This is a genomic window from Pedobacter sp. ISL-64 (genome assembly GCF_018613605.1).
Classification (GTDB): Bacteria; Bacteroidota; Bacteroidia; order Sphingobacteriales; family Sphingobacteriaceae; genus Pedobacter.
On record NZ_JAGGPU010000019.1, the window covers coordinates 123,801 to 147,108 of the forward strand.

16 protein-coding genes are annotated in these 23,308 nt (G+C 38.1%); 5 read left to right on the top strand and 11 right to left on the bottom strand.

Annotated elements, in window-relative coordinates:
• Window positions 1-652: 652 nt before the first annotated feature.
• From J7E57_RS20705 to J7E57_RS20730, 6 genes are all read right to left on the bottom strand, one after another.
• The gene (locus J7E57_RS20705; protein WP_215125507.1) at window positions 653-1,618 is read right to left on the bottom strand and encodes a bifunctional riboflavin kinase/FAD synthetase; all 966 of its coding nucleotides are present in this window, start codon (window positions 1,616-1,618) and stop codon (window positions 653-655) included.
• A 180-nt stretch (window positions 1,619-1,798) separates the two neighbouring features.
• A complete protein-coding gene (locus tag J7E57_RS20710) occupies window positions 1,799-2,659 on the bottom strand; it encodes a YitT family protein (protein WP_215125508.1) in 861 nt (286 codons plus the stop codon).
• Window positions 2,656-3,387, bottom strand: a complete 732-nt coding sequence (truB, locus tag J7E57_RS20715; RefSeq protein WP_215125509.1) for a tRNA pseudouridine(55) synthase TruB — start codon at window positions 3,385-3,387, stop codon at window positions 2,656-2,658. The genes J7E57_RS20710 and truB overlap by 4 nt, the downstream gene beginning before the upstream one ends.
• 410 nt (window positions 3,388-3,797) lie before the next feature.
• Complete coding sequence (locus tag J7E57_RS20720; RefSeq protein ID WP_215125510.1) at window positions 3,798-4,592, bottom strand: undecaprenyl-diphosphate phosphatase; 795 nt, start codon at window positions 4,590-4,592, stop codon at window positions 3,798-3,800.
• A gap of 79 nt (window positions 4,593-4,671) precedes the next feature.
• Window positions 4,672-4,899, bottom strand: coding sequence for a DUF3098 domain-containing protein (locus J7E57_RS20725; protein ID WP_029275801.1), 228 nt, complete (start codon window positions 4,897-4,899; stop codon window positions 4,672-4,674).
• Window positions 4,899-5,777 carry a cell division protein FtsX gene (locus J7E57_RS20730; protein ID WP_029275800.1) on the bottom strand — a complete coding sequence of 293 codons (879 nt, stop codon included), beginning with the start codon at window positions 5,775-5,777 and terminating at the stop codon, window positions 4,899-4,901. Before J7E57_RS20730 ends, J7E57_RS20725 begins: the two co-directional genes overlap by 1 nt.
• Before the next feature lie 199 nt (window positions 5,778-5,976).
• On the opposite strand from J7E57_RS20730, the gene J7E57_RS20735 reads away from it, so the two are divergent.
• Window positions 5,977-6,405 (top strand): hypothetical protein, encoded by a 429-nt coding sequence (locus J7E57_RS20735; RefSeq protein WP_215125511.1) that lies wholly within the window; start codon window positions 5,977-5,979, stop codon window positions 6,403-6,405.
• Window positions 6,406-6,779: 374 nt separating this feature from the next.
• Entirely contained in the window at window positions 6,780-9,566 is a 2,787-nt protein-coding gene (gene leuS / locus J7E57_RS20740; RefSeq protein ID WP_215125512.1) for a leucine--tRNA ligase, read from the top strand.
• Window positions 9,567-9,957: 391 nt separating this feature from the next.
• Here leuS and J7E57_RS20745 read toward each other — a convergent pair whose 3' ends face one another.
• Window positions 9,958-11,259 carry a DEAD/DEAH box helicase gene (locus J7E57_RS20745; RefSeq protein WP_215125513.1) on the bottom strand — a complete coding sequence of 434 codons (1,302 nt, stop codon included), beginning with the start codon at window positions 11,257-11,259 and terminating at the stop codon, window positions 9,958-9,960.
• A 602-nt stretch (window positions 11,260-11,861) separates the two neighbouring features.
• Between J7E57_RS20745 and J7E57_RS20750 the strand changes: the two genes are divergently transcribed.
• Complete coding sequence (locus tag J7E57_RS20750; protein ID WP_215125514.1) at window positions 11,862-15,092, top strand: SusC/RagA family TonB-linked outer membrane protein; 3,231 nt, start codon at window positions 11,862-11,864, stop codon at window positions 15,090-15,092.
• Window positions 15,093-15,107: 15 nt separating this feature from the next.
• Window positions 15,108-16,820: a RagB/SusD family nutrient uptake outer membrane protein gene (locus tag J7E57_RS20755; RefSeq protein WP_215125515.1), complete on the top strand. Its 1,713-nt coding sequence runs from the start codon at window positions 15,108-15,110 to the stop codon at window positions 16,818-16,820.
• Between the two features lie 79 nt (window positions 16,821-16,899).
• On the opposite strand, the gene J7E57_RS20760 is transcribed toward J7E57_RS20755, so the two are convergent.
• The 3 genes from J7E57_RS20760 to J7E57_RS20770 form a co-directional block, all read right to left on the bottom strand.
• On the bottom strand, window positions 16,900-18,234 hold the full coding sequence (locus tag J7E57_RS20760; RefSeq protein WP_215125516.1) for an MFS transporter: 1,335 nt from the start codon (window positions 18,232-18,234) through the stop codon (window positions 16,900-16,902).
• 271 nt (window positions 18,235-18,505) lie between these two features.
• Complete coding sequence (locus tag J7E57_RS27500; protein WP_410522692.1) at window positions 18,506-18,871, bottom strand: hypothetical protein; 366 nt, start codon at window positions 18,869-18,871, stop codon at window positions 18,506-18,508.
• Between the two features lie 77 nt (window positions 18,872-18,948).
• Window positions 18,949-19,842 carry an amino acid permease gene (locus J7E57_RS20770; RefSeq protein WP_215125518.1) on the bottom strand — a complete coding sequence of 298 codons (894 nt, stop codon included), beginning with the start codon at window positions 19,840-19,842 and terminating at the stop codon, window positions 18,949-18,951.
• A gap of 376 nt (window positions 19,843-20,218) precedes the next feature.
• On the opposite strand from J7E57_RS20770, the gene J7E57_RS20775 reads away from it, so the two are divergent.
• Window positions 20,219-22,090, top strand: a complete 1,872-nt coding sequence (locus J7E57_RS20775) for a DNA topoisomerase IV subunit B (protein WP_131032388.1) — start codon at window positions 20,219-20,221, stop codon at window positions 22,088-22,090.
• 183 nt (window positions 22,091-22,273) lie between these two features.
• Here the strand turns inward: J7E57_RS20775 and J7E57_RS20780 are convergent, their stop codons facing one another.
• Entirely contained in the window at window positions 22,274-23,305 is a 1,032-nt protein-coding gene (locus J7E57_RS20780; RefSeq protein WP_215125519.1) for a YihY/virulence factor BrkB family protein, read from the bottom strand.
• Window positions 23,306-23,308 lie beyond the last annotated feature (3 nt).

Consider the following 23,308-nt stretch of genomic DNA (forward strand, 5'->3'; position numbering starts at 1 on the left):
AGATATAATTTATTACCTGGCATTTTATTGATAATCCCACGTTAAAGTGGTTAAAATGAAATTACTTACCAAAAAACATGTTTTGGATAAAGCACCTTAAACAAACACCAATAATTATGCTTTAATCTTTTGATTACAACTCTAGCATTAATGATCTTGTTCTTAAAAAAAAGGAGCAGCAAAAAAGTGATGAGTACAAAAGCACTGGAAGATATTTTTACAATTGAACTGTTGATAAAATCTTTTTGCAGACTTTCACTGTCCTGATTGAAATCAGAATTGGATTTGATGTTTTTTTTACTTGAAATGAAACTTATTTTGGTGTTTTTAAATATTACATCATTTCTTTTTTCCTGCGATGCGAAGGCCGCAAAATTAATAGAGATAGATAGAAAGAAGATGATGTAAAAAAGCCTCATTGCTGCTAATATAATGAAAAAGAGGCTTTTTTGAAAGGAAAGTCTGATTAAAAATGGGCTTGAAGCTTATTTTAACTTAGATTACTAACATTGAGTTTGTGAAATAACATCCCCTTGAGTTATCGTCATTTCGAGCGGAGTGCAGCGCAGCCGAGAAATCTGCCTAGATAGATCTCTCCATTCCACTGCGTTCCAGTCGAGATGACGACCATGTTGGGTACGCTGAAAATTACCTACCCATTAAAATAAGCTAAAGTAGCCTGCTTATCTTTTTGTAACTGAAGAGTCAAAGCTTCTAATCCGGTAAATTTCACATCATGACGTAAGAATTTCAAAAAGTTCATCTTAATATCCTGCCCATAAATTTCCTGGTTAAAATCGAAAATATTAACCTCAATGTTTCTGGTCATCCCGTTAATGGTTGGTCGCTGCCCGATGTAGGCCATTCCTTTGTATGGTTGAGGGTTTAAGGTTGAGGGGTTAGGGTTTGGGACTTCAGACTCCATTTCTACGGTAACCGCATAAATGCCATCGCCCGGAATCAGTTTATAAGTCTCCTCAACAAAGATGTTCGCCGTGGGGAAACCAATAGTTCTGCCTATTTTATCGCCTTTAATTACCCTTCCATAAATAGAAAAAGGATAACCCAGATAATCGTTGGCCAAGCTTACATCACCCGCTAAGAGTGCCTGGCGGATTTTGGTAGAGCTTACTGCAACATCATGAATATCCTGCTCCATAATTTCTTCAACACTAAAACCATAATGTAAACCTGCAGCCTTTAAATCGCTTAAATTTCCAGAACGGTCTTTACCAAAGCGGTGGTCGTAACCAATAATAATATGTTTGGTGCCAATGTTGTTCACCAATGTATTTTTTATATAATCTTCAGGAAGCTGATTAGAGAAATCTCTGGTAAATGGCGTGATGATTAAATGATCTACACCTAACCCTTTTAAAATTTCGGCTTTTTCATTAATGGTATTAATCATTTTTAGCTCCTGGTTTTCAGGATCTATAATCATTCTAGGGTGCGGGAAAAAAGTTAATATTACACTTTCTCCGTTGTCGGATTTTGCCTTTTCTACCAGTTGTTTAATGATTTTTTGGTGTCCGAAATGCACGCCATCAAAAGTGCCAATGGTTACAATGGCATTATCTAATTTTTTAAAATCCGAAAGGTTATGATATATTTTCAATGGTAAATCTATTTTATCGGTGTGGGGTTTGCATGAGGGATGGAAGCGGTATCCCCCGATTTAAGCATTATTGTTATTATTTTGTGGCATGCTTGCTTGTTTCACAGGTTTCATCGGGGATTTAGCGTACAGCCCGACCCTTTGCACAGCTTAGGGGCATGCCCAAATTTCTGTTATTTATTAATGTAAAGCATGGCGTTTCACTACCCCGCCTTTTAAGTCGGCAATTTGTTGTTGGATTACAAAGGCATCCGAATCGATCTGGCGGATAGCGGTTTGTAATTTGCTCATTTCTAGCTTGGTAACCACGGTGAAAATAATATCGATATCTTTCTTTTCTCCGTAACCACCTTCGCCTTTATAAATGGTAACACCACGTTTCATTTCGCTGATGATAAAACTTTTAATGGCTTCCTGATGTTCTGAAATAATGGTAACACCAGTATATTGTTCTATACCGTTTACGATGAAATCGATAGTGCTTGAAGCAGATAAATACGTTAAAATGGCATACAGCGCAGTTTCGATGTTTAGGAAATAAGCTGCGAAGGCAAAAATAATGATATTTAAAATCAGGATGATATTTCCAACGGTTAAAATGCTGTTTTTACTGATGTAAAGTGCTAAAACCTCTGTACCATCAATTACGCAGCCTCCGCGCATGGCCAATCCAATTCCTCCTCCTAAAAACAAACCGCCAAAAAATGCAATAAGCAATTTATCATGTGTAATGGGTTGAAAAGGCAGAAAAATTAAAGCCAGCGAAAGTGCAGCAATAGCGATAGCCGTTTTAATGGCAAAACCTTTACCAATCTGTCTGTAGCCTAAAATAACGAAGGGAATGTTGATGATTGCAATAAGGTACGATAAATTCCAGCCTGTTAAGGTACTTAGCAAAAGGGAAATACCGGTAACACCACCATCAATAAAATGACTGGGCATTAAAAAGCTTTTTAAGCCAAAACATGCCGAAGTTACACCTGCAATAATTAAAAGAATTTCTTTTATAAACCTGATGTTCCTATTTTTGATGCGGTTCATGCCTCTGCTGCAGTTTTAACTTCTTCTTTTTTGCTACGAATATAATTAACAAGTTCTAATACCTCAAACGCATCTTTAAGCAAAAAGTTTCCGCTTCGTGTACGGGTAAGTTTAGAAAGATAAGCCCCACTATTTAAAGTTTTACCAAAATCGGATATTAAGGAGCGGATGTAAGTACCTTTACTGCATACAATCCTGAAATCGATCTCTGGTAGTTCGATCCGTGTGATTTCGAACGCTGGAACACTTACAAAACGTTTACGCAGCTCTACCTCTTCACCTAACCGTGCTTTTACGTATAAACGTTCGCCATTTACCTTTACTGCTGAGTGTGCGGGTGGATATTGTTCTATATCGCCAATAAAAGGTTTACAGGCTGCATAAATTTCGCCTTCAGTAGTCTTGCTGATATCGAAAGTCTGATCTACCTCAGTCTCCATATCAAAAGATGGGGTAGTAGCACCCAGAATCATTGTTCCGGTATATTCTTTCTCTTCAGCCTGGAAAGTGTCTATCTGCTTAGTTAATTTGCCTGTACAGATGATGAGCAAGCCTGTAGCAAGGGGATCTAAAGTGCCGGCATGACCAACCTTTAGTTTTAGCGGTTTTAAAGAATTACGGATTTTGCCCACCACATCAAATGAAGTCCACTTGTATGGTTTGTTGATTAAAAGCAATTCGCCTTCAGCAAAATTGAAATCTTTGAATTTTGAATTTTCAGTACTCACAAATCTTTTTTGCGCAAAGATACAGATTCAATGTCGTTTACTCCATTTTTTTAATGACTATCTATAATCTGGAATCGGGCGTTTTTTGATTAGAAGCGCAAGGTTATCCACTTTTTTTAAAGCATGTTCCTGCCATCCGCTTTACTCACCCGATGAAAAATCGGGATTCGTGCCCGCTTCTGTCAGGGCTAAAATCAAGGCTTGTGCAGAGTAAAACGGCATAACAGAACAAGCCCCGCCAGGCTAAACCCGATAGGAGTGGGCATACCGATTCTTTATCGGTATAAAGTGAATAACGGGGCTATATTAACCTATACGCTCAGCAATTGCTTTTCAAATAACAGTTCAAGCAGATCGCTGCTATTTTAAAGCGGTTCAATTAGCAGATAGTCATTTAATATTTACATAGATTATATAATTTGTAGGTTGTGGCCACTTAATAGAAGAATGATAATAATTAAGCCTGCCGCAATTCTATACCATCCAAAAACCTTGAAACCATTTTTGTTTAAGTATCCGATAAAATTTTTTATCGCCAAAAGTGCCACTACAAAAGCAACAACATTACCAATAATTAAAAGGTTAGTCTGCTCATGGGTAATGGTGTGCCCTTCTTTATAAAAATCGTACAGTTTTTTAGCTGTTGCGGCAAACATGGTAGGTACAGCCAAAAAAAATGAAAATTCTGCAGCAACTTTTCTGCTTAATTTCTGACTCATGCCGCCAACAATAGTGGCTCCCGAGCGCGATACACCTGGTAACATAGCAATACATTGAAAGAAACCAATTTTTAAAGCAGTTAAATAGGTTATTTTTTCCTCTTCATGGATAGTTGGTTTATTAAACCACTTGTCTACAAATAATAAGATAACACCGCCAACTAACAGCGAAATACCAACAGCCATTGGGCTTTCTAATAATTCGTCGATTTTTTTGCTCAATAACAAACCAAATATGGCAGCTGGGATAAATGCAACCAGTAATTTAATGTAGAAATTTATTGATTTGAAAAATCTTTTGAAATAGAGTACAACAACAGAAAGTATTGCACCCAATTGTATCACAATGGTGAAAAGTTTTACAAATGGTTCTGATGCAATGCCCATAAAAGATGATGCAATAATCATGTGTCCGGTGCTCGATACAGGTAAAAATTCAGTTAGTCCTTCAACAATGGCAAGGACAATGGCTTCAAAAGAGTTCATATGTTTAGAAAAGATAAGAAATAAAGAAAACGCTTAATTAATAAATTAAGCGTTTCAAGTATAATCCTTTAGGATAAAGTTATTTTTTTAGGATAGCATAAATGCCAAAAGCAAAACCCGCCAACACCACTATCGGTGCCAATAAAGTCCTTCTGAAATCATAAATATCGCCAGTAGTACCCATCATTAATATAAAGCCAACTGCTACAATTGCAATGCTGATTAACAATAACTGATAGTTTTTTTTGGTAAACACCAATTCGCTTTTAACGTCCTTTACAACCGGACCTGTTTTTTTTTCTGCCATTATCTATAAAGATGATAAGATTTTAAACGTAAATATCTGCTTACTGCAAACCATGTACTAATGCCTGTTATAAAAATACCCACAATTAAAAGGCCTATAAATACGAAGCCAAATTCCTGGTAGTTATTTAAAATAATGATCTCAGGTACCTCTTTGCGGGCGTAAATTAAAGTTGCCAACAAAATTATGATGGCAATAAATGCAGCAATTAAGCCATGTAAAGCAGCATACAATAAGAAAGGACGTCGAATAAAGTTTTTCGTTGCACCAACCAGCTGCATACTTTTAATTAAAAAGCGTTGTGAGTAGATTGCCAGCCTTATGGTGTTGTTAATCAGTGCGATAGATATGATTAATAGGAGTGCAGCAAAGGCTAAAATAATTAAGCCAATGGTACTGATATTTTTGTTTACCATATCAATTAAAGAGCTTTGGTAAACCACTTCTTTAACAACAGGGTTTTTAGAAATACTTGCTTTTAAGGCATCGATGCTTTTATTGTTCGCATATTCTGCTTTTAAATACACGTCGAAGGTAGATGTTAGCGGGTTGTATCCTAAAAAGTTAACAAAATCCTCACCTAAATCCTGCGTTAAGTTTCTTGCGGCAAGCTCTTTATTTACATATTGAGTTTGCTTTACTGCAGGATTTGCATTTAATTCCTTCTGAAAGGCCAAAACATCGGCTTCTTTTGCACCTTCATCAACAATAATGTTTAAAACGATGTTTTCTTTAACGTAGTTAGACAGGTTTTTGGCATGTACAAGTACCAAACCAAGCAGTCCCAGCATTAATAAAACCAAAGCAATACTGATTATAGTGGAGATATAAACGGTTTTGGTTTTCTTAGATGCATCACTTACTTCGAATTCTTCCATGTATTTCATTTTTGTTTCTGCGAAAATATAAATTATACCTGATAAACACCAATTAATGATTGCTAAATGAATATTAACGGAAAGCTTTTGCTTTTAGTTTGAGTATTAATTCTTTAATTAAATTTACTTTTTGTGAAAACGCGGTACGAAATTTGTTGAAACGGCGTTAATTATGGATATCTTAAAACTAAATTTAACTATGAAAAGACAAATTACTATTCTGAGCCTATTCTTACTTATCGCCTCGACAATTATTTCTTGCAAAAAAGATGATACTTCTTTAAAAGCCCAGATGTTAGGCCGATGGACGTTAAATAAAATTGTAACTTCCGGTTATACTGCTGAAGAAACATTGAAAGATCCAAAAAAGATTAATGGGACTGTTACCTATGGTACAACAAGTGATTATGTTGACTACAAATCAAATAATGACGATCAGGTAGAGTTGAGTTTATCTGGTAACAGAACAATCGGAACTTATGTGATCATTTATTCTGATCAGTTCAGCATGGATATTAATGATGGATTGAATTATTGTAAAATAAACAGTATTACTGCAAACAAATTAGAGTTTACTGCTAAAATTGATAAGACAAACGTTACTAAAGTATATTCTTTATCAAGATAAGATCTTAATCCCCCGATTATTTGCTGCGCCATTGGTTTTTAACATCAATGGCGCTTTTTTTTGTGTTAAATCTTAGGGCCGTCATGCTTAATTCATTTCAGCATCTTTCCAAGCAAGATAGACCCTGAAATGAATTCAGGGTGCCGATCTCGTTGGGTAATAGAGCTAAAATTGTTTATTATGATAAATATTTAGCGAAACATTTATTTTGGCATAAAGCATCGGATGATATCTAAGTGCACAAAAGACGTGTAGGTTTTTACCCTTAACTTCTTCTAATTCTGCATTTCTGCTGGCAAAATATTATCATTAATCTGCTTTTTTAAGCCCCTTAATTTCCGTATTTTCGCCCCTTTAAAAATTTAAAACTTGCAATGGATTACCAATTCAAAGAAATAGAACAAAAGTGGCAGAAATTTTGGGCAGATCATCAAACGTTTAAAGCCGAAAGCAATTCTGATAAACCAAAATATTATGTGTTAGATATGTTTCCTTATCCATCAGGAGCAGGCCTGCACGTTGGTCACCCACTGGGTTACATTGCATCAGATATTTTTTCAAGATATAAACGCCTTAAAGGCTTCAATGTATTGCATCCAATGGGATACGATTCGTTCGGATTACCTGCAGAGCAATATGCCATACAAACCGGTCAGCACCCTGCCATTACCACCGAGGCAAACATTGCAACCTACCGCAGGCAGTTAGACCAAATTGGTTTTTCTTTCGATTGGAGCAGAGAAGTACGCACCAGTGAACCATCTTATTATAAATGGACACAGTGGATTTTTATGCAGTTGTTCAATTCATGGTACAATATCGAAAACGATAGGGCAGAAGATATGACCACGTTGATCGAAAAATTTAATGCTTCTGGTACAGCTGATGTTAAAGCAGTTTGTGATGAAGATACTAAAGAATTTATGCCGAGCGACTGGGCAACCTTTACCGATGAAGAGAAACAGATTGAATTGTTGAAATACCGTTTAACTTATCTTCGCGAGAGTACTGTAAACTGGTGCCCGGCTTTAGGAACCGTTTTGGCGAATGATGAAGTTAAAGATGGCTTCTCGGAACGTGGCGGTTTCCCTGTTGAGCAAAAGAAAATGATGCAATGGAGCATGCGGATTACAGCTTATTCTGATAGACTTTTGCAGGGTTTGGATACCATCGATTGGCCAGAACCAATTAAAGAAATGCAACGTAACTGGATCGGTAAAAGTGTTGGAGCATCAGTTAAGTTTCAGGTTGAAGGAAACGATAAACAAATTGAAGTTTTTACTACACGAGTAGATACCATTTTTGGAGTTTCTTACCTGGTTTTAGCTCCGGAGCATGAGTGGGTTGCAGAATTAACTACTCCTGAACAAAAAGAGGACATTGCAAACTACATCGCTTTAACTAAAAAGAAATCAGAGTTAGACCGTATGGCCGATACCAAAACGGTGTCTGGTGCTTTTACGGGTACCTATGTAATTAATCCTGTAAGTGGCGAACGTGTGCAGTTGTGGATTGCTGATTATGTGTTGGCAGGTTACGGAACTGGTGCGGTAATGGGCGTTCCGAGCGGCGATCAACGCGATTGGTTATTTGCCACACATTTTAATTTGCCAATTATCCAGATTTTGGACGGACAAAAAGAGATAGATGTTCAGGCAGACCCGACAAAAGAAGGGAAATACATTAATTCTGGTTTCATAAACGGAATGACATATAAAGAAGCTGTTCCATTTTTAAATAACTGGTTGGAAGAAGAGAAAGTAGGGAAAGCAAAAGTAAACTTCCGCCAACGTGATGCGATTTTTGGTCGCCAGCGTTATTGGGGTGAGCCGATTCCGGTTTACTTTAAAGATGGATTGCCTTATTTGGTAAAAGAAGAAGAATTACCATTGTTACTTCCTGAAATTGATAAATATTTACCAACTGAAACAGGAGAACCACCTTTGGCGAGGGCCGAAGACTGGGTGCCAAAAGATGGCGGGCACTATGAATTGAGCACCATGCCAGGTTGGGCAGGAAGCAGCTGGTACTGGTACCGTTATATGGATGCCAATAACAATAACGATTTTGCTTCAAAAGAAGCTGTTGAATATTGGAAAGATGTCGATTTGTACATAGGTGGCTCTGAGCATGCAACCGGTCACTTATTGTACAGCCGTTTCTGGAATAAATTTTTGAAAGATTTGGGTTACACCAAAGAAGAAGAACCTTTCAAAAAACTGATTAACCAGGGCATGATTCAGGGTAGAAGTAATTTTGTTTATCGCATTAACGATGAGAATGGAAAACCTACTAACACTTATGTATCAGCTGGATTAAGAAAAGAATATAAAACCTCAGCATTGCACGTTGATGTAAACATTGTTGAGAACGATACTTTAGATATCGCTAAGTTCAAAGCCTGGAGAGAAGAATATGCTAACGCAGAATTTATTCTTGAAGACGGGAAATACATCTGTGGTGTTGAGGTCGAGAAAATGTCGAAATCAAAATTCAACGTGGTTAATCCCGATGATTTGATTGAACGCTATGGTGCTGATACTTTGCGGATGTACGAGATGTTCTTAGGTCCGTTAGAGCAGAGTAAACCTTGGAATACGAATGGTATTGAAGGTGTATTTAAGTTCTTGCGTAAATTCTGGCGCTTGTTTCACAACGAAGAATGGGCTTTCCATGTAAACGATGCTGTTCCTACAAAAGCCGAATTAAAATCGCTGCATAAAATCATTAAAAAGGTGCAGGATGATATAGAGCGTTTCTCGTTCAATACTTCTGTATCGAGTTTCATGATTGCAGTAAACGAGTTAACCGATCTGAAATGCAAAAACCGTCAGATTTTGGAAGATATGGTGATTATCCTTTCACCTTATGCGCCACATATCTGCGAAGAGCTTTGGGTATTGTTGGGTAATGAAGCCGGAACTTTATCGTATACGGCTTTCCCGACATTTAAACCTGAGTATTTGGTAGAAGATGAGTTTGCCTATCCGGTTTCAATCAATGGCAAAATGAAAATGAACCTGAATTTGAGCTTAACTTTAGCTCAGCCAGAGGTAGAAAGCATTTTATTGGCTGATGAGCAATTCCAGAAATTCTTGGATAGTAAAGCACCTAAAAAGATTATTTTCGTTAAAGGAAAGATTATTAATGTGGTGGTTTAGTAAGGTTGAAGGCCGAAGGTTTAGGGATTCCTTTTTTTTGCCTTAAACCAGAAATAGAAAAAACCGGATTACATTTCGTAATCCGGTTTTTTATTTTCGTGCGATTGTCATTGCTTCGTCGGCTGAAAAAGCCTTCTCGCAATGACGGACCACTTTTACCTATTTTTCGCCCTCAACTGCCGATGGGTATAAAAAACAAAACCCGAGCTGTATTTTACAACTCGGGTTTTTACGTGCATCGTCATGCTGAATTTATTTCAGCATCTTTCATGCTATAAAGACCCTGAAATAAATTCAGGGTGACGGAACTAATTATATCAATTCTGGATATTCATGGTTGAAGATGAATTAAGCCCCTTATCTTCCCACCTTAAACCTTTCACCTCAAGAACTATCTTTCGCCTCTTTTTCTATTTCCGCCAAATCTTCTGTTGTTGCTGGCATTGCGTGGTTTACCGCTCATATTGCCATCAGCACCTTTTTTAGCACCGCCACCGCCTTTAGATTGGGCTTGTGGTTTACGTTTAACCTGGTTTTTAGCAAGCATACTTTCCCAGCTTAATGGATAAGGATGATCATCAACAACCGGGAGCGTAATTTTAATCAGTTTCTGGATATCCAATAAGTATTCGTTTTCTTCTGCATCACAGAAAGAAACGGCAATCCCGTTTGCACCAGCACGGCCAGTACGGCCAATTCTGTGTACATAAGATTCAGGAATATTTGGCAATTCGAAATTGAAAACGTGCGATAACTGATCAATATCGATACCACGTGCAGCAATATCGGTAGCTACCAAAACGCGGATTTTCCTGTCTTTAAAATCAGTTAATGCCCTTTGTCTGGCATTTTGTGATTTATTGCCGTGAATGGCAGCAGCTTTAACACCAGCATGTGCCAAATCCTTAACAATACGGTCTGCACCATGTTTGGTACGGGTAAAAACCAAAGCAGTTTCGATCTTTTTATCCTCAAGAAGATGGATCAATAATTTCTTTTTATCAGGCTTGTCTACAAAATAAACCGATTGAACAATTGTTTCCGCTGTAGAAGAAATGGGGGTAACTTCTACTTTTGTCGGACTAGATAAAATCGTATTTGCCAACTTCTGGATTTCATCTGGCATGGTTGCCGAGAAAAATAAAGTCTGCCGTTTTGCAGGCAATTTAGCCACTACTTTTTTCACATCGTGAATAAAGCCCATATCTAGCATGCGGTCGGCTTCATCCAATACGAACAATTCGATGGTATTTAAACTGATGAAACCCTGGTTCATTAAATCTAATAAACGGCCTGGTGTTGCAACTAAAATGTCAACGCCTTTTCTTAAAGCTTCTACCTGCGAGTGTTGATTTACACCACCAAAAATTACTAAATGGCGTAAATTTAAATGACGGCCGTAAGCCTTAAAACTCTCTTCAATCTGGATGGCAAGCTCGCGTGTTGGCGTTAAAATTAAAGCCTTTATGTTTTTGGTTGCCTTGGTATTGATGTGTTTTTCGTGCAATAACTGCAACATCGGGATAGCAAAGGCGGCGGTTTTTCCGGTACCGGTTTGCGCGCAACCTAATAAATCTTTACCTTTTAATATCGTTGGGATGGATTGCTCCTGTATTGGTGTCGGTTGTGTATAACCTTCGGTCTCAAGGGCCTTTAAAATTGGCTCAATGAGGTTTAATTCTTTGAATAACATGTATGTTTCTGTGTAATATTTATCGAAGAAGCTAGAACAATCAATTGTTGAAGGACTAACTTGCGGAGAGAATATGCCATTCAGAATGGCAAGCCCTTATTCCTGCTTCGGCGGCAAAGATACAAAAAAATGTATGAGAATTTATTTTTTGATAAATGTAACTTCAAATCGTTATCTATTACTCAGATCTGTTATTGATCTAATGCATTTAATCCTTTTAGTTAGTGTTTTATAGTCTGTTTGTCTATGTATTTTTTGTAGTATTATTATTTTTATATGTATATTTATTTTTAATCAAGTGTATATTGTACACTAATTCATTATTTAATTAAAAAAATATCATTATGTAAATCATTAATAAAAATACCTAACAACCTATCTAACCACTTACTTATGAGAAAAAATCTACCACTCTTCAGGAGAAATCCATTTTTCTTGCATGCCTGCCTTTTTTTGTGCATTGGCATAATCCAGCAAAAAACTAAACCACTTAAACACCTCGTCATAACTGACAGAGATCACCTGATACTGCTAAGTTTATTAACCTAGAAGTACATCAGTCGTATTGAGTACGCATTATTTCACCTAATCATTTATAACCTATGAAACAAAATCTATCTTGTATCAAGAGGAGTTTTCTTCTCTTGTGTTTGGGGATGTTATTTGCCCTCGGCGCAATGGCCCAATCAAAAATCACTGGTAAAGTTATTGCAAGTGATGATAAACTGCCTGTGGTTGGCGCCACGATCAAAATTAAAAATGGTAGCGGTGGTACCGCTACTGATGCAAATGGGGCCTTCTCGCTGAGCGTAAAACCTACTGATGTGTTGGTTATTTCTTTTGTTGGCTATAGCAGTAAAGAAGTAACAGTGGGTACCCAAACTAACATTTCAATTGTATTACAAGCCAACAATAATAACCTTACAGAGGTTGTGGTAACTGGTTATTCTTCTCAACGGAAGAAAGACTTAACTGGTTCTGTGGCTGTAGTAAGTATGGAACTGTTAAAGGCCCAGCCTGCAGCAAGTGCTGTAGAAGCGTTGCAAGGAAAAGCAACAGGGGTACAAATTGTAAATGACGGGGCTCCTGGTTCAACGCCACAAATCAGAATCCGGGGTTTTAGTACCATTAATAACAATGACCCACTTTATGTAATTGATGGGGTTCCGTTTGAGGGAAAACTATCCTGGCTTAACCAAAATGATATCGAAAGCATGCAAGTATTGAAAGATGCTTCTTCAGCTTCTATCTATGGTTCAAGAGCAAATAATGGTGTGGTTATCATTACCACAAAAAAAGGCTCAGCAGGACTACCAAAAATTACGCTCGATTCTTACTATGGCACACAGTCGCCAAGAAAAAATAGCTTCCCACAAATGATGAATCCTCAACAATATGCACAATATGTATTTAATGGGTATACTAATGCCGGAAAGCCTATTGCTGCTGGAGATAACTATGGTTCGGGCGCAGTACCGGTATTACCTGAATATTTGGTGGCAGGTTTAAAACTCGGTCAGAATGTTACTGCTGCAGATGCAGATCCTTCTAAGTACAACTATAGCCGTGATCCAAATCTGTTTTATCAGATTACAAAAGCAAATAAGCAAGGTACCAATTGGTTTGATGAGATAACCGAATCTGCACCAGTTCAGAATTATAATATTAGTGCACTGGGTGGTTCAGACAATGCAACCTATTCTATTAGTGCCGGATACTTGAACCAAAAAGGAACGATAAAATACACAGGTTTTAAACGTTATAGTTTTAGATCCAATACTGCGGTATCTGCTTTTAATAAAAGGGTGCGTTTCGGAGAAAATGCACAATATAGTTACTCTGAAGGTGTTGGGTTTGGTGTTAACCCGAATACTCCAGGCGGTTATCAGGATCAGGGAAGTGCTTTAGGATGGGCATACCGTATCCCAACAATTATCCCTGTTTATGACATTGCCGGAAACTTTGCCGGTAGCCGCGGTAGTCAGTTGGGAAATGCAGAGAACCCACTCGCATTTCTATTCAGGGCAAAGGATAATGTTAATAAAAACAACTTCTTTTTTGGAAATATCTTCGGTGAGGGTGATATTATTCCGGGTTTAGTATTAAAAACCAATTTTGGGATACGTTACGAAAATTACAATAGCTTATCTATGCGTTATCCAAATTTGGAATTCTCTGAAGGCAATAATTCAAATAATTTAAGCGAAATCCAAGGGTATAATACAGAATGGACCTGGACTAATACTTTAAATTATAACAAAAAATTTGCTGAAAAACACAGTTTAAATGCATTAATTGGTACAGAGGCAATCAGATCCAGAACCAGACAATTAACTGCAGGAAGAAATGATTTCTTTCTTTTGGGCAATCCGGATTATTATTATTTAAATACAGGTTCTTCAAATATCAGCAATGCCAGTACCGGAGCAATAGGGTCGCTATTCTCCGTGTTTGCAAAGCTTGATTATTCCTTTAATGATCGTTATCTCGCCAGTTTTACTATCCGTAGGGATGGTTCATCTAACTTCGGTTCTGCTAATAAGTATGGTAATTTTCCGGCAGCAAGTGCTGCATGGAGATTATCTGAAGAGGAGTTTATGAAAAGTCTCAATTGGGTTAGCGATTTGAAACTTCGTGTTGGATACGGACAAACCGGAAACCAACGGATACCGGGATATCAATATATCAATAGATTTCAAAGTTCTATTGTTAATTCAGCTTATGCGCTTGGTGGCGGTAATGGTCTTACAACTGGTGTGCGACAAAATGCCTATCAAAACCCTGATATAAAATGGGAAGCTGTAAATTCTTTAAATATTGGTCTTGATTTTACTTTGTTAGGTGGGGCTGTTGATGGATCAGTAGATTGGTATAACAAGAAAACGACTGACATGCTTTACCCGGTACCGCTGCCAGCAAGCATTGTAGGAATGGGAAGTTCACCTTTTGTAAATATCGGCGATATGAGTAATAAAGGGGTCGAATTTAATGTCGCTTATCATTATGGAAGAAGCGCTGATGGCCCTTTTAAATTTGATATTGGTGCAAATTTCTCCAAAAATAACAATAAAATCGTAAGGTTGGCACCAGGTATTCTCAATCAGGTTTATGGCAATTATAGGAGCTTACAAACCAGCGTTTTACAAGAAGGTGCCCCACTGGGTTCATTTTTTGGATATAAAACCGCAGGAATTTATCAGAGTACTGCTGATATTCAGAATAATCCTTCTTATTCAGGTGCCCGGGTTGGTGGATTACGTTATCAGGATATTAATGGTGATGGTGTTATTGATCCAAAAGATCGGACCATTATTGGAAGCCCACATCCTGATTTCACTTACGGTATAAATTTGAACGCATCTTACAAGAATTTTGATATCTCAGCTTTCTTATATGGTGTAAAAGGAAATGATATATTTGAAGCTACACGCTATTTTACAGATTTCCCTTCCTTTGATGGAGCCAAAAGTGTTAGATTACTTGATGCCTGGAGCCCAACCAATACATCAAGCCTGATTCCTTCTGCTTATGCCGGGGCCTCTGATCTGGAGTTTGCTTCTTCGAGTTATTATATTCAAAACGGAAGTTTTTTAAGGCTGAAAAATTTGCAAATCGGCTACTCCATCCCAACAGCCAAAGCTTTTGGACCAAATTCTGGCATCAATAAGATTAGGGTTTATGTTAGTGCAACCAATGTATTTACCATCACTAAATATACAGGATTGGATCCGGAAATAAGTCAAATTGTAGATGGCTTCTCTGCGCCAGGAGTAGATCAGGGTGTTTACCCATCACCACGTCAGTTTTTAATCGGTATTAATGTTGGTTTTTAATTAAAAATTATCAAAATGAAACATATAAAATATATTCTTCTTTCCTTATTAATTTGCAGTACTTTTTCCTGCAAAAAGGAATTTTTAGCATTGCAACCGCAGGGCGAACTCACCGAGGAACAGTTAATGAGCCAAGAGGGGGTTGAAGGACTTTTAATAGGTTCCTATAGTTTACTTAATGGGAATTTAGACGGAACATGGGGTAATTATGGTGCAGCACCAAGCCAATGGTTATTTGGCGAGGTTGCATCTGATAATGCCCATAAAGGGAGTAGCACAGGAGATCAGCCGCCTATGAATGCCATTGAACAGCATTCGCCAACCAGTACAAATGATAATTTATCGAATATTTGGAACAGATGTTTTGAAGGAATTCAACGCTGTAACCGTACGCTAAAAGTCCTTGCTAGCTTACAGTCAGGTTCGGGATCGGCCAAATTTGATGATGCCCGTGCAAAAGAAATTCAGGGCGAAGCCCGATTGTTGCGTGGACATTATTATTTCTTTTTGGTTCGCATATTTAAAATGGTTCCTTATGTTACTGAGGCGAATAGTGGTGCTTTTGTTCCTAATGATAAAGACATTTATCCTAATATTGTAGATGATCTTCAGTTTGCCGTAGCCAATTTAAGTACAACCAAACCAAAAAATCAAAAAGGTAGAGTAGATAAATATGCAGCTCAGGCTTATCTTGGAAAGGTGCTTTTATATCAAAAGAAATATCCTGAAGCTTACGATTTGTTGAATGCCGTAATTTTGGCCAAACCAAGTTTGGTTGATATGCCTTACGGCGATAATTTTGACATTACCAAGGAAGACGGACCAGAAACGATTATGTCTGTTCAACATTCAGTTGGAACAGATGGCACAGGCGGCGATAATGGTAATGTAGGCGATATGCTTAACTTCCCGTACGGTAATGCGCCGATTAACTGTTGCGGTTTCTTTCAGCCAACGATAGACCTGGCCAACTCCTTTAAGGTAAATGCCCTTGGCTTACCGCTATTGGACGGCAGCTATCGTACTAATCCATATAAATCTGATTATGGATTAACCGGAACGGATAAAACAAATTATGCAGTAGATAAGACTTTACCTTTAGATCCACGAATTGAATCGACAATAGGAAGACGTGGCGTTCCATATCGCGATTGGGGTTTAATGCCTGGTGATACCTGGATTCGCGACGCCAGCAATGGCGGCCCTTTCCTGGCTGTTAAGAATACCATTGATGCTGCTCAGATTTCGAGCGGAACAGCTCCAGGAAGTTCCAACGTAACCGGATTAAACGTAAACCTGATCCGCTTAGCTGATGTTTACCTGATGGCGGCAGAATGCGCCGTGGAAAAAGGCGATTTGGGCAGAGCTTTAATATTGGTTAATGCAGTTAGAGCCCGTGCTGCTAAAATTACCCCTCGTGATATAAATGGAACTCCTGCGGCGGCTTACAAAGTTAGCCAGTACATCTCGTTTCCAAATGATACCTATGCAAGAAATGCGGTGCGTTTCGAGCGCAGGTTAGAGTTGGCATTAGAAGGTCATCGCTTCTTCGATTTGGTACGCTGGGGTGTAACAAAACAAACACTGGAAAGTTATTTTTCTTTTGAAGGTGGGTACTTCAATTACTTAAAAGGCATTACCATCGAAACCAGAGATGATTATTTCCCTTTACCGCAAGATCAGATTGATAGAAGTAACGGTACCCTAAAACAAAGCCCGGGTTATTAATTCTAATTTGCTTAAATCAAAACGCATGGACAGGCACCAGCCATCCATGCGTTTTTTTTATAGTTATTTTACTGACGGATTATTTCTCCTCCTTAAACCTGCTAAAAAACAATAGGGCAATCAAACAAAGTGCGAAGCCTACAATTCCGTTCAATCGTAATCCGAAATCGTTGCCGGGGTCCTTACCGTAAATGGTAAGCATGGCGAAAATAGCGATACCCAATGTTTGTCCAAGTTTTACAAAAAGGTATTTTACTGCGAAGAACATGCCTTCGTGGTTTTCTCCGGTTTTTAAGGTATCTCTTTGGGCAATGTCGGCCAAAATAGCCGTTGGTAAAATACCAAGAGCAGCTAATGGAAACGAAGCGGATAGTACCAGGATGTAAATCTGTGTATGTGGACCAAATGGTAATTTGCCTAAAAAGAAAATGGTGACGAAGATTAAGCACAACACGCCAAATGCAAGTAATACAAAAGGTTTTTTGCCGATTTTAGCCGAACCAAAATTAACCAACGGGTAAAATAGCAAGGACGCAAAAACCATGGCAGCCATAAATTTTCCACCTTCCGATTCTGGTAGACCCAATAAAACCGTACAAAAAAACAATAAACCGCTTGAAATAATACTCAGGGCCGTATAAAAAGCGAAATCTGATATCAGGTAATATTTAAAATTGCTGTTTTTAAAGGTGCTTTTAATTGCTGGCCATAAAGGCACATGGGTAGGCTTTGCAACCGAAAATTCCTTTTCATTGATGAAGAAAATTGGCAATAACATCACCAGTCCGGATAAGATACACAAACCCCATATCGCGGTCTGGATGGCTTCGCTGCGGTTGGCTACATGAAAATGAGCCTCAACCAGATCGGCAAAGTTGTTGGTACAGGCCGATAAAATGATTCCGACTACAAAACCAACCTGCTGATAACTCGATAATTTAACTTTTTGTTTTGGCGTATTGGTTACTTCGGCCAGCAGCGCATTATAAGGAATAATATAAGTGGTAACCGATACAAAAAATAAACAAAGTGTGATGGTTAACCACCAGGCATTATGCAGGCTCTCCATTTTTTGGATCGGGTAGAAAACCAGTCCGCAAAAAAGCATAGCAGGAACAATTGCCCATTTCATAAAGGGCATCCTGCGACCGTTTTTATTGGTACATGCATCACTTTTAGACGCAATAAACGGATCGTAAATGGCATCTACCAGCCTTCCTGAAGCAGCAATAATAGAAAGGATATTAAACGCACCCAATAAAACGAGTTGTGGTACCAAAGGTGGCAGGCCAGCGTTGCTTGGGGGAAGATAGAAATAGGGAAGCATTACGATGATAATGTTTGTCATCGTGCTCCATCCAATCATACCAGCAGCGTAAGCAATTTCTTGTTTTAAGGAGAGTGTTTTATTCATTAATTATTTTAGGTTGTTTTATGTTTTTTGTAAAGCAGGTTTCAGTGTTAATCGGTTAGATCAGCCCTGCTTTCCATTTTATTTCGCTGCGCTTCATGTTCATTCCAATCAGGTTTGTTAATTGGTCTGCCTTTCTATCTTAAACCCGACAGTAGCAGAAATACTTTTTTTAGCTCCTTCGACAGGCTCAGGATGACAATGACAAAAAGATTGTAGCGTATGGCGGGACTATCGAAACCGACCAGCACCGCAACTGCTTTTCAAATTAAAATTATTTCTTATTAAACCATCTGCTCGCAAAATAGATTACCAGAAAGCCAACAAAAATATATAACCCGTTCAAAGCTGCATTCGGATCATCGGCATAAATGCTAAAGGCCACGAAAGTATAAGCAGCAATAAAAATTATAGGCAATATAGGATATAAAGGAACAGTATAGATGGTTTTTTTATCAAGATTTGCCGTTCTTTTCCGGAGGATGAAAATCGTAGCTGCCGAACTGGCCATGCTAATGCTTTCTAAGAAAATAGTATAGTTTAAAATCTTGTCGAAGGTTTTGGCATAGAAAATAATTACCACAGCAATTAATGTAAAAACAGTTAAGCTAATGGTAATTACCTCTGTTTTTTTGTTCATCCTGCTGAATATTTTTGGCAGTGCCCCTTCTTCGCCCATGGCAAACATGGCCCTTGGGTTACTCAGCAGATTTACATTTACATACCCATTACGGAGAAAAAGATGATTACGGAAAGTGCGTTAAATCCGGCAAGACCAAATATCTTCGAAGCCAATATTGCAGCTATGCTTTCTGCTGATTTTAATTCTTCAAAACCGATAACCTTTACATACACATAGTTAATGGCCAGATAAAGAATTACAATGATGGTTAAGCCGATAATAATGGAACGTGGAATTACTTTTTTAGCTTCTTTAACTTCGCCACCAAAATTGATGGTTTGGGCGTAACCTGCGTAAGAAAAAGAAACGGCAATTAAACACAGTCCTAAGGCTTTTCCATAATCAGACCAGGTAGGTAAAGCACCCGTTGCTGTTTTAAAAATTGGGGTAACTGTTTGTGTTTGTCCGCCAAAAAATATAGCACAAATAAGTGTTAAAATCATTCCGATTTTAATTACCGTTAACACATTCTGCGTTTTAGAACTCGCTTTTAAGCCTAACAGATTAATGAAATAAAATACCAAAATGGTGGTAATGGCTATGGCAACCCGATAGGTTTCATTCTGTTTATCAACAGGTAAAATAATTTTGCTCAGGTATTCTGCACCAATAATTGAAATTGCCGCTACCGATGCTGCGCTCGAAATGATCACGATACAATTAATGGCAAAGGCAATGGATGGGTGATAAGCTGCTGAAAATATTTTATAGTATCCTCCTGTTACCGGAAAGCGGGAACCAATTTCCGCATAAGTTAACGCGCCACAAAAGGCTACAAAACCACCGATAAACCAGGCCAAATAAAACAGTTCGGGAATTTGTGCCTTAGCTGCTACGTTTACAGGTGTACGGAATACACCCATGCCAATAACCAAACTCACCACAATCATGGATAAATCGAATAGCGAAAGTTGCTTCTTTTGTTGCATTAAATAGAATTATGAATATTGGGTTGAAGATAGGGAAATTTGATGATGGGTGAGAGAATGATTGAATGGGGAATGTAAGATGAAAAAGAGACGATGAACAATAATCAGTTGGCAATTACCAATTGGCAGTTCTCAGAGGCAATTAAACAGGTTAGCAAATGAACCAATGACTAATGAACCACTCGCCATACATTGTTTACATGTGGAAATTTTCTTTTGCGAGCCTCACAGAATAAATCTATTATTGTATAATAATTCTGAAGAAGGTATTTGAAAATATTTTTATTTCAATCATCAGGGTTATTTCTACAAATTCTTCATTGCTTTGCAAACCAAAAAATGCAAGGTTTTTCATTGAAGAACAGATAAATACAGTATGGCAGAAGTAATTTATAACGACGATAGTATCCGTTCATTAGATTGGAAAGAGCACATCAGGCTTCGTCCGGGGATGTACATTGGTAAACTTGGCGATGGATCTGCGCAGGATGACGGTATTTACGTTTTGCTAAAAGAAATTGTCGATAACTCTATCGATGAGTTTGTAATGGGTACCGGAAAAACCATCGAAATTACTGTTTCCGAACAAAAGGTAAATATACGTGATTACGGTCGTGGTATTCCACTCGGCAAGGTAATCGATTGTGTAAGCAAGATCAATACCGGTGGTAAATACGATAGCAATGCTTTCCAGAAATCTGTTGGTTTAAATGGGGTAGGTACTAAGGCTGTAAATGCACTTTCTACTAGTTTTATGGTGCAGTCGTATCGTGATGGAAAAACGAAAAAAGTAGAATTTTCTAAGGGAGAAATTGTAAATGAACAGCCAATTATCGATACCACTCAACGCAATGGTACGGCGATTACTTTTTACCCAGATGAAACCATTTTCAGGAATTACCATTACATCCCTGATTTTGTGGAGAGTATGGTTTGGAACTATGTGTTTTTAAATACAGGCTTAACCGTAAATTTTAATAATCAGAAATATTTTTCAGAAAGAGGGCTGTACGATCTGCTTTCTAAATTTAATAAGCCAGAAGAAATCCGTTACCCAATTATCCACATGATTGGACCGGATATCGAAATTGCGATGACCCACGGTCAACAATACGGCGAAGACTACCATTCGTTTGTAAACGGACAGCACACCACACAGGGTGGAACACACCAGGCGGCTTTTAGGGCAGCTGTCGTGAAAACCGTTCGGGAGTTTTTCAAAAAAGAGTTTGATGCAGCCGATGTTCGTTCATCCATTATAGCAGCAATTTCTGTGCGTGTACAGGAGCCCGTTTTCGAATCGCAGACCAAAACAAAACTAGGTTCGCAAAATATGGGACCAGAAGGACCATCGGTAGCTACTTTTATCAACGATTTTGTTAAAAAAGAATTGGATGATTATCTGCATAAAAATCCGGATGTTGCTGATGCCTTGTTGAAAAGAATTATGCAATCGGAGCGCGAGCGTAAAGATATTGCAGGCATCAAGAAACTGGCGAACGATAGGGCGAAAAAAGCATCCTTACACAATAAAAAACTGCGCGATTGTAAAGTGCATTTTAATACTACGCACGAGAAACGATATGAGACTACCTTGTTTATTACCGAGGGAGATTCGGCATCAGGTTCGATCACAAAATCGCGTGATGTAGATTGTCAGGCGGTGTTTAGTTTAAAAGGTAAGCCGCTTAACTGTTACGAACTTACCAAAAAAGTGGTTTACGAAAATGAAGAATTTAACCTGCTACAACATGCTTTAAATATCGAAGATGGTTTAGAAGGACTTCATTACAACAATATTGTAATTGCAACAGATGCAGATGTGGATGGTATGCACATCCGTTTGTTGATGATGACTTTCTTTCTTCAGTTTTTTCCCGATCTGGTAAAAGCAGGCCATGTTTACATTTTGCAAACGCCGCTTTTCAGGGTTCGGAATAAAAAAGAGACCATTTACTGCTATAGTGATGAAGAACGCAGAAATGCAATCGAAAAATTAGGAAATAAGCCAGAAATTACCCGATTTAAAGGTTTGGGAGAAATTTCTCCTGATGAATTCGGTTTGTTTATCGGGAAAGATATCAGGTTAGACCCCGTTATTTTGAAAGATCAAACGATTAAAAGTTTGCTTGAATATTACATGGGTAAAAATACGCCTGATAGGCAGCAGCATATTATCCGCAACCTAAGGGTAGAGAAGGATGAGGTAACTGAAGAACCGAAAGTGATTACTGAAGAAGTAGCATAAAAAAGGAAAGTCAAGTTTTAAAAGAACTTGACTTTTTTGTTTAAGGCGTTTGTTATGTAAATCGTCACCCTGAATTTATTTCAGGGTCTATTTTGCAGGAAAGATGTTGATCCCAAAGCTTCGGGATAGCTTGACGATCACGTTTTGGAAAGATCCTGAAACAAGTTCAGGATGACGACCGACTTATTCTTTAGGCACATTCACTGTATCTTCCGGGTGCTGCGGTGGCAGAACATCTACCTTTTTCTCTACTATAGTAATTTTTGTAAATACGGCGTACTTACTAGGTGAAATACCATTATCATACTTTTCGGCATAGGCCTGTGTAAATTCAGCGCCGAAGTAGAGTATTATCGAGGTGTAATAAATCCACAATAAAATAACGATGATCGAACTGGCTGCTCCAAAAGCAGAACCTGGATTGCCTTTTTCGATGTAAATCCCAATCAGGTATTTACCTAGACTGAAAAGAACTGCAGTAAATAGTGCGCCAATTATTGCCGACTTCCAGCGGATGATTACATCCGGCAATACCTTAAATATAACAGCAAATACCGCTGTAACAGCCGCAAGCGTAATTACATTGTTTAAAATATAAATTAGAATGGCCATTGTATCGTTTGCAACGGGGATTACTTCATCTATCTTACTTTGCGAAAGTAGGTTGGCCAATTTAGAACCCAAACCAACTACTACAGTGTTAACCACTAGTGAAACAAGCAACAGAAAGCCCATCGAAACAATTAAAGAGAAAGACAATAATCTGTTAGAAAGCATTTTTATCCAGCCTTTTTTGGGCACAGCCTTTACTTTCCAGATCATGTTGATACTATCTTGTATCTCAATAAAAATAGCAGTTGAACCAATAATCAATGTACAAATCCCAATAATTAAACCAATGGTAGATTGCCCGGATTTGTTTGCATGTTCTACAAAACCTTGGATTTGTGTAGCTGCCTCTTTGCCAACCATTTTGGTAACCTGCCCATAAAACTGACCTCTTGTTTCCTCATTTTTTTTGTCGCCAAAAAATAGGGTAGCGGCAGATAGCATGATAATAATCAGCGGCGTAAGTGAAAAAATGGTGTAATAAGCAAGCGAAGCACTCAATTTAGTAACCCTGTCTTCTACAAAACCTTTACCAGCGGCAATAAAAAGGTGGTAAATGGCAATGAAGAAATATTTAACCTTATGTACTATTCTTCTTATTTTCATTGA

Excerpts from the sequence above, each read along its gene's own strand:
- J7E57_RS20775 (WP_131032388.1), top strand. The coding sequence starts at position 20,219 with ATGGCAGAAGTAATTTATAACGACGATAGTATCCGTTCATTAGATTGG.
- J7E57_RS20760 (WP_215125516.1), bottom strand. The coding sequence starts at position 18,234 with ATGAATAAAACACTCTCCTTAAAACAAGAAATTGCTTACGCTGCTGGT.
- J7E57_RS20770 (WP_215125518.1), bottom strand. The coding sequence starts at position 19,842 with ATGCAACAAAAGAAGCAACTTTCGCTATTCGATTTATCCATGATTGTG.
- J7E57_RS20725 (WP_029275801.1), bottom strand. The coding sequence starts at position 4,899 with ATGGCAGAAAAAAAAACAGGTCCGGTTGTAAAGGACGTTAAAAGCGAA.
- J7E57_RS20745 (WP_215125513.1), bottom strand. The coding sequence starts at position 11,259 with ATGTTATTCAAAGAATTAAACCTCATTGAGCCAATTTTAAAGGCCCTT.
- J7E57_RS20720 (WP_215125510.1), bottom strand. The coding sequence starts at position 4,592 with ATGAACTCTTTTGAAGCCATTGTCCTTGCCATTGTTGAAGGACTAACT.
- J7E57_RS20730 (WP_029275800.1), bottom strand. The coding sequence starts at position 5,777 with ATGGAAGAATTCGAAGTAAGTGATGCATCTAAGAAAACCAAAACCGTT.
- J7E57_RS20710 (WP_215125508.1), bottom strand. The coding sequence starts at position 2,659 with ATGAACCGCATCAAAAATAGGAACATCAGGTTTATAAAAGAAATTCTT.
- leuS (WP_215125512.1), top strand. The coding sequence starts at position 6,780 with ATGGATTACCAATTCAAAGAAATAGAACAAAAGTGGCAGAAATTTTGG.
- J7E57_RS20755 (WP_215125515.1), top strand. The coding sequence starts at position 15,108 with ATGAAACATATAAAATATATTCTTCTTTCCTTATTAATTTGCAGTACT.
- J7E57_RS20780 (WP_215125519.1), bottom strand. The coding sequence starts at position 23,305 with ATGAAAATAAGAAGAATAGTACATAAGGTTAAATATTTCTTCATTGCC.
- J7E57_RS20750 (WP_215125514.1), top strand. The coding sequence starts at position 11,862 with ATGAAACAAAATCTATCTTGTATCAAGAGGAGTTTTCTTCTCTTGTGT.
- J7E57_RS27500 (WP_410522692.1), bottom strand. The coding sequence starts at position 18,871 with ATGAACAAAAAAACAGAGGTAATTACCATTAGCTTAACTGTTTTTACA.
- J7E57_RS20735 (WP_215125511.1), top strand. The coding sequence starts at position 5,977 with ATGAAAAGACAAATTACTATTCTGAGCCTATTCTTACTTATCGCCTCG.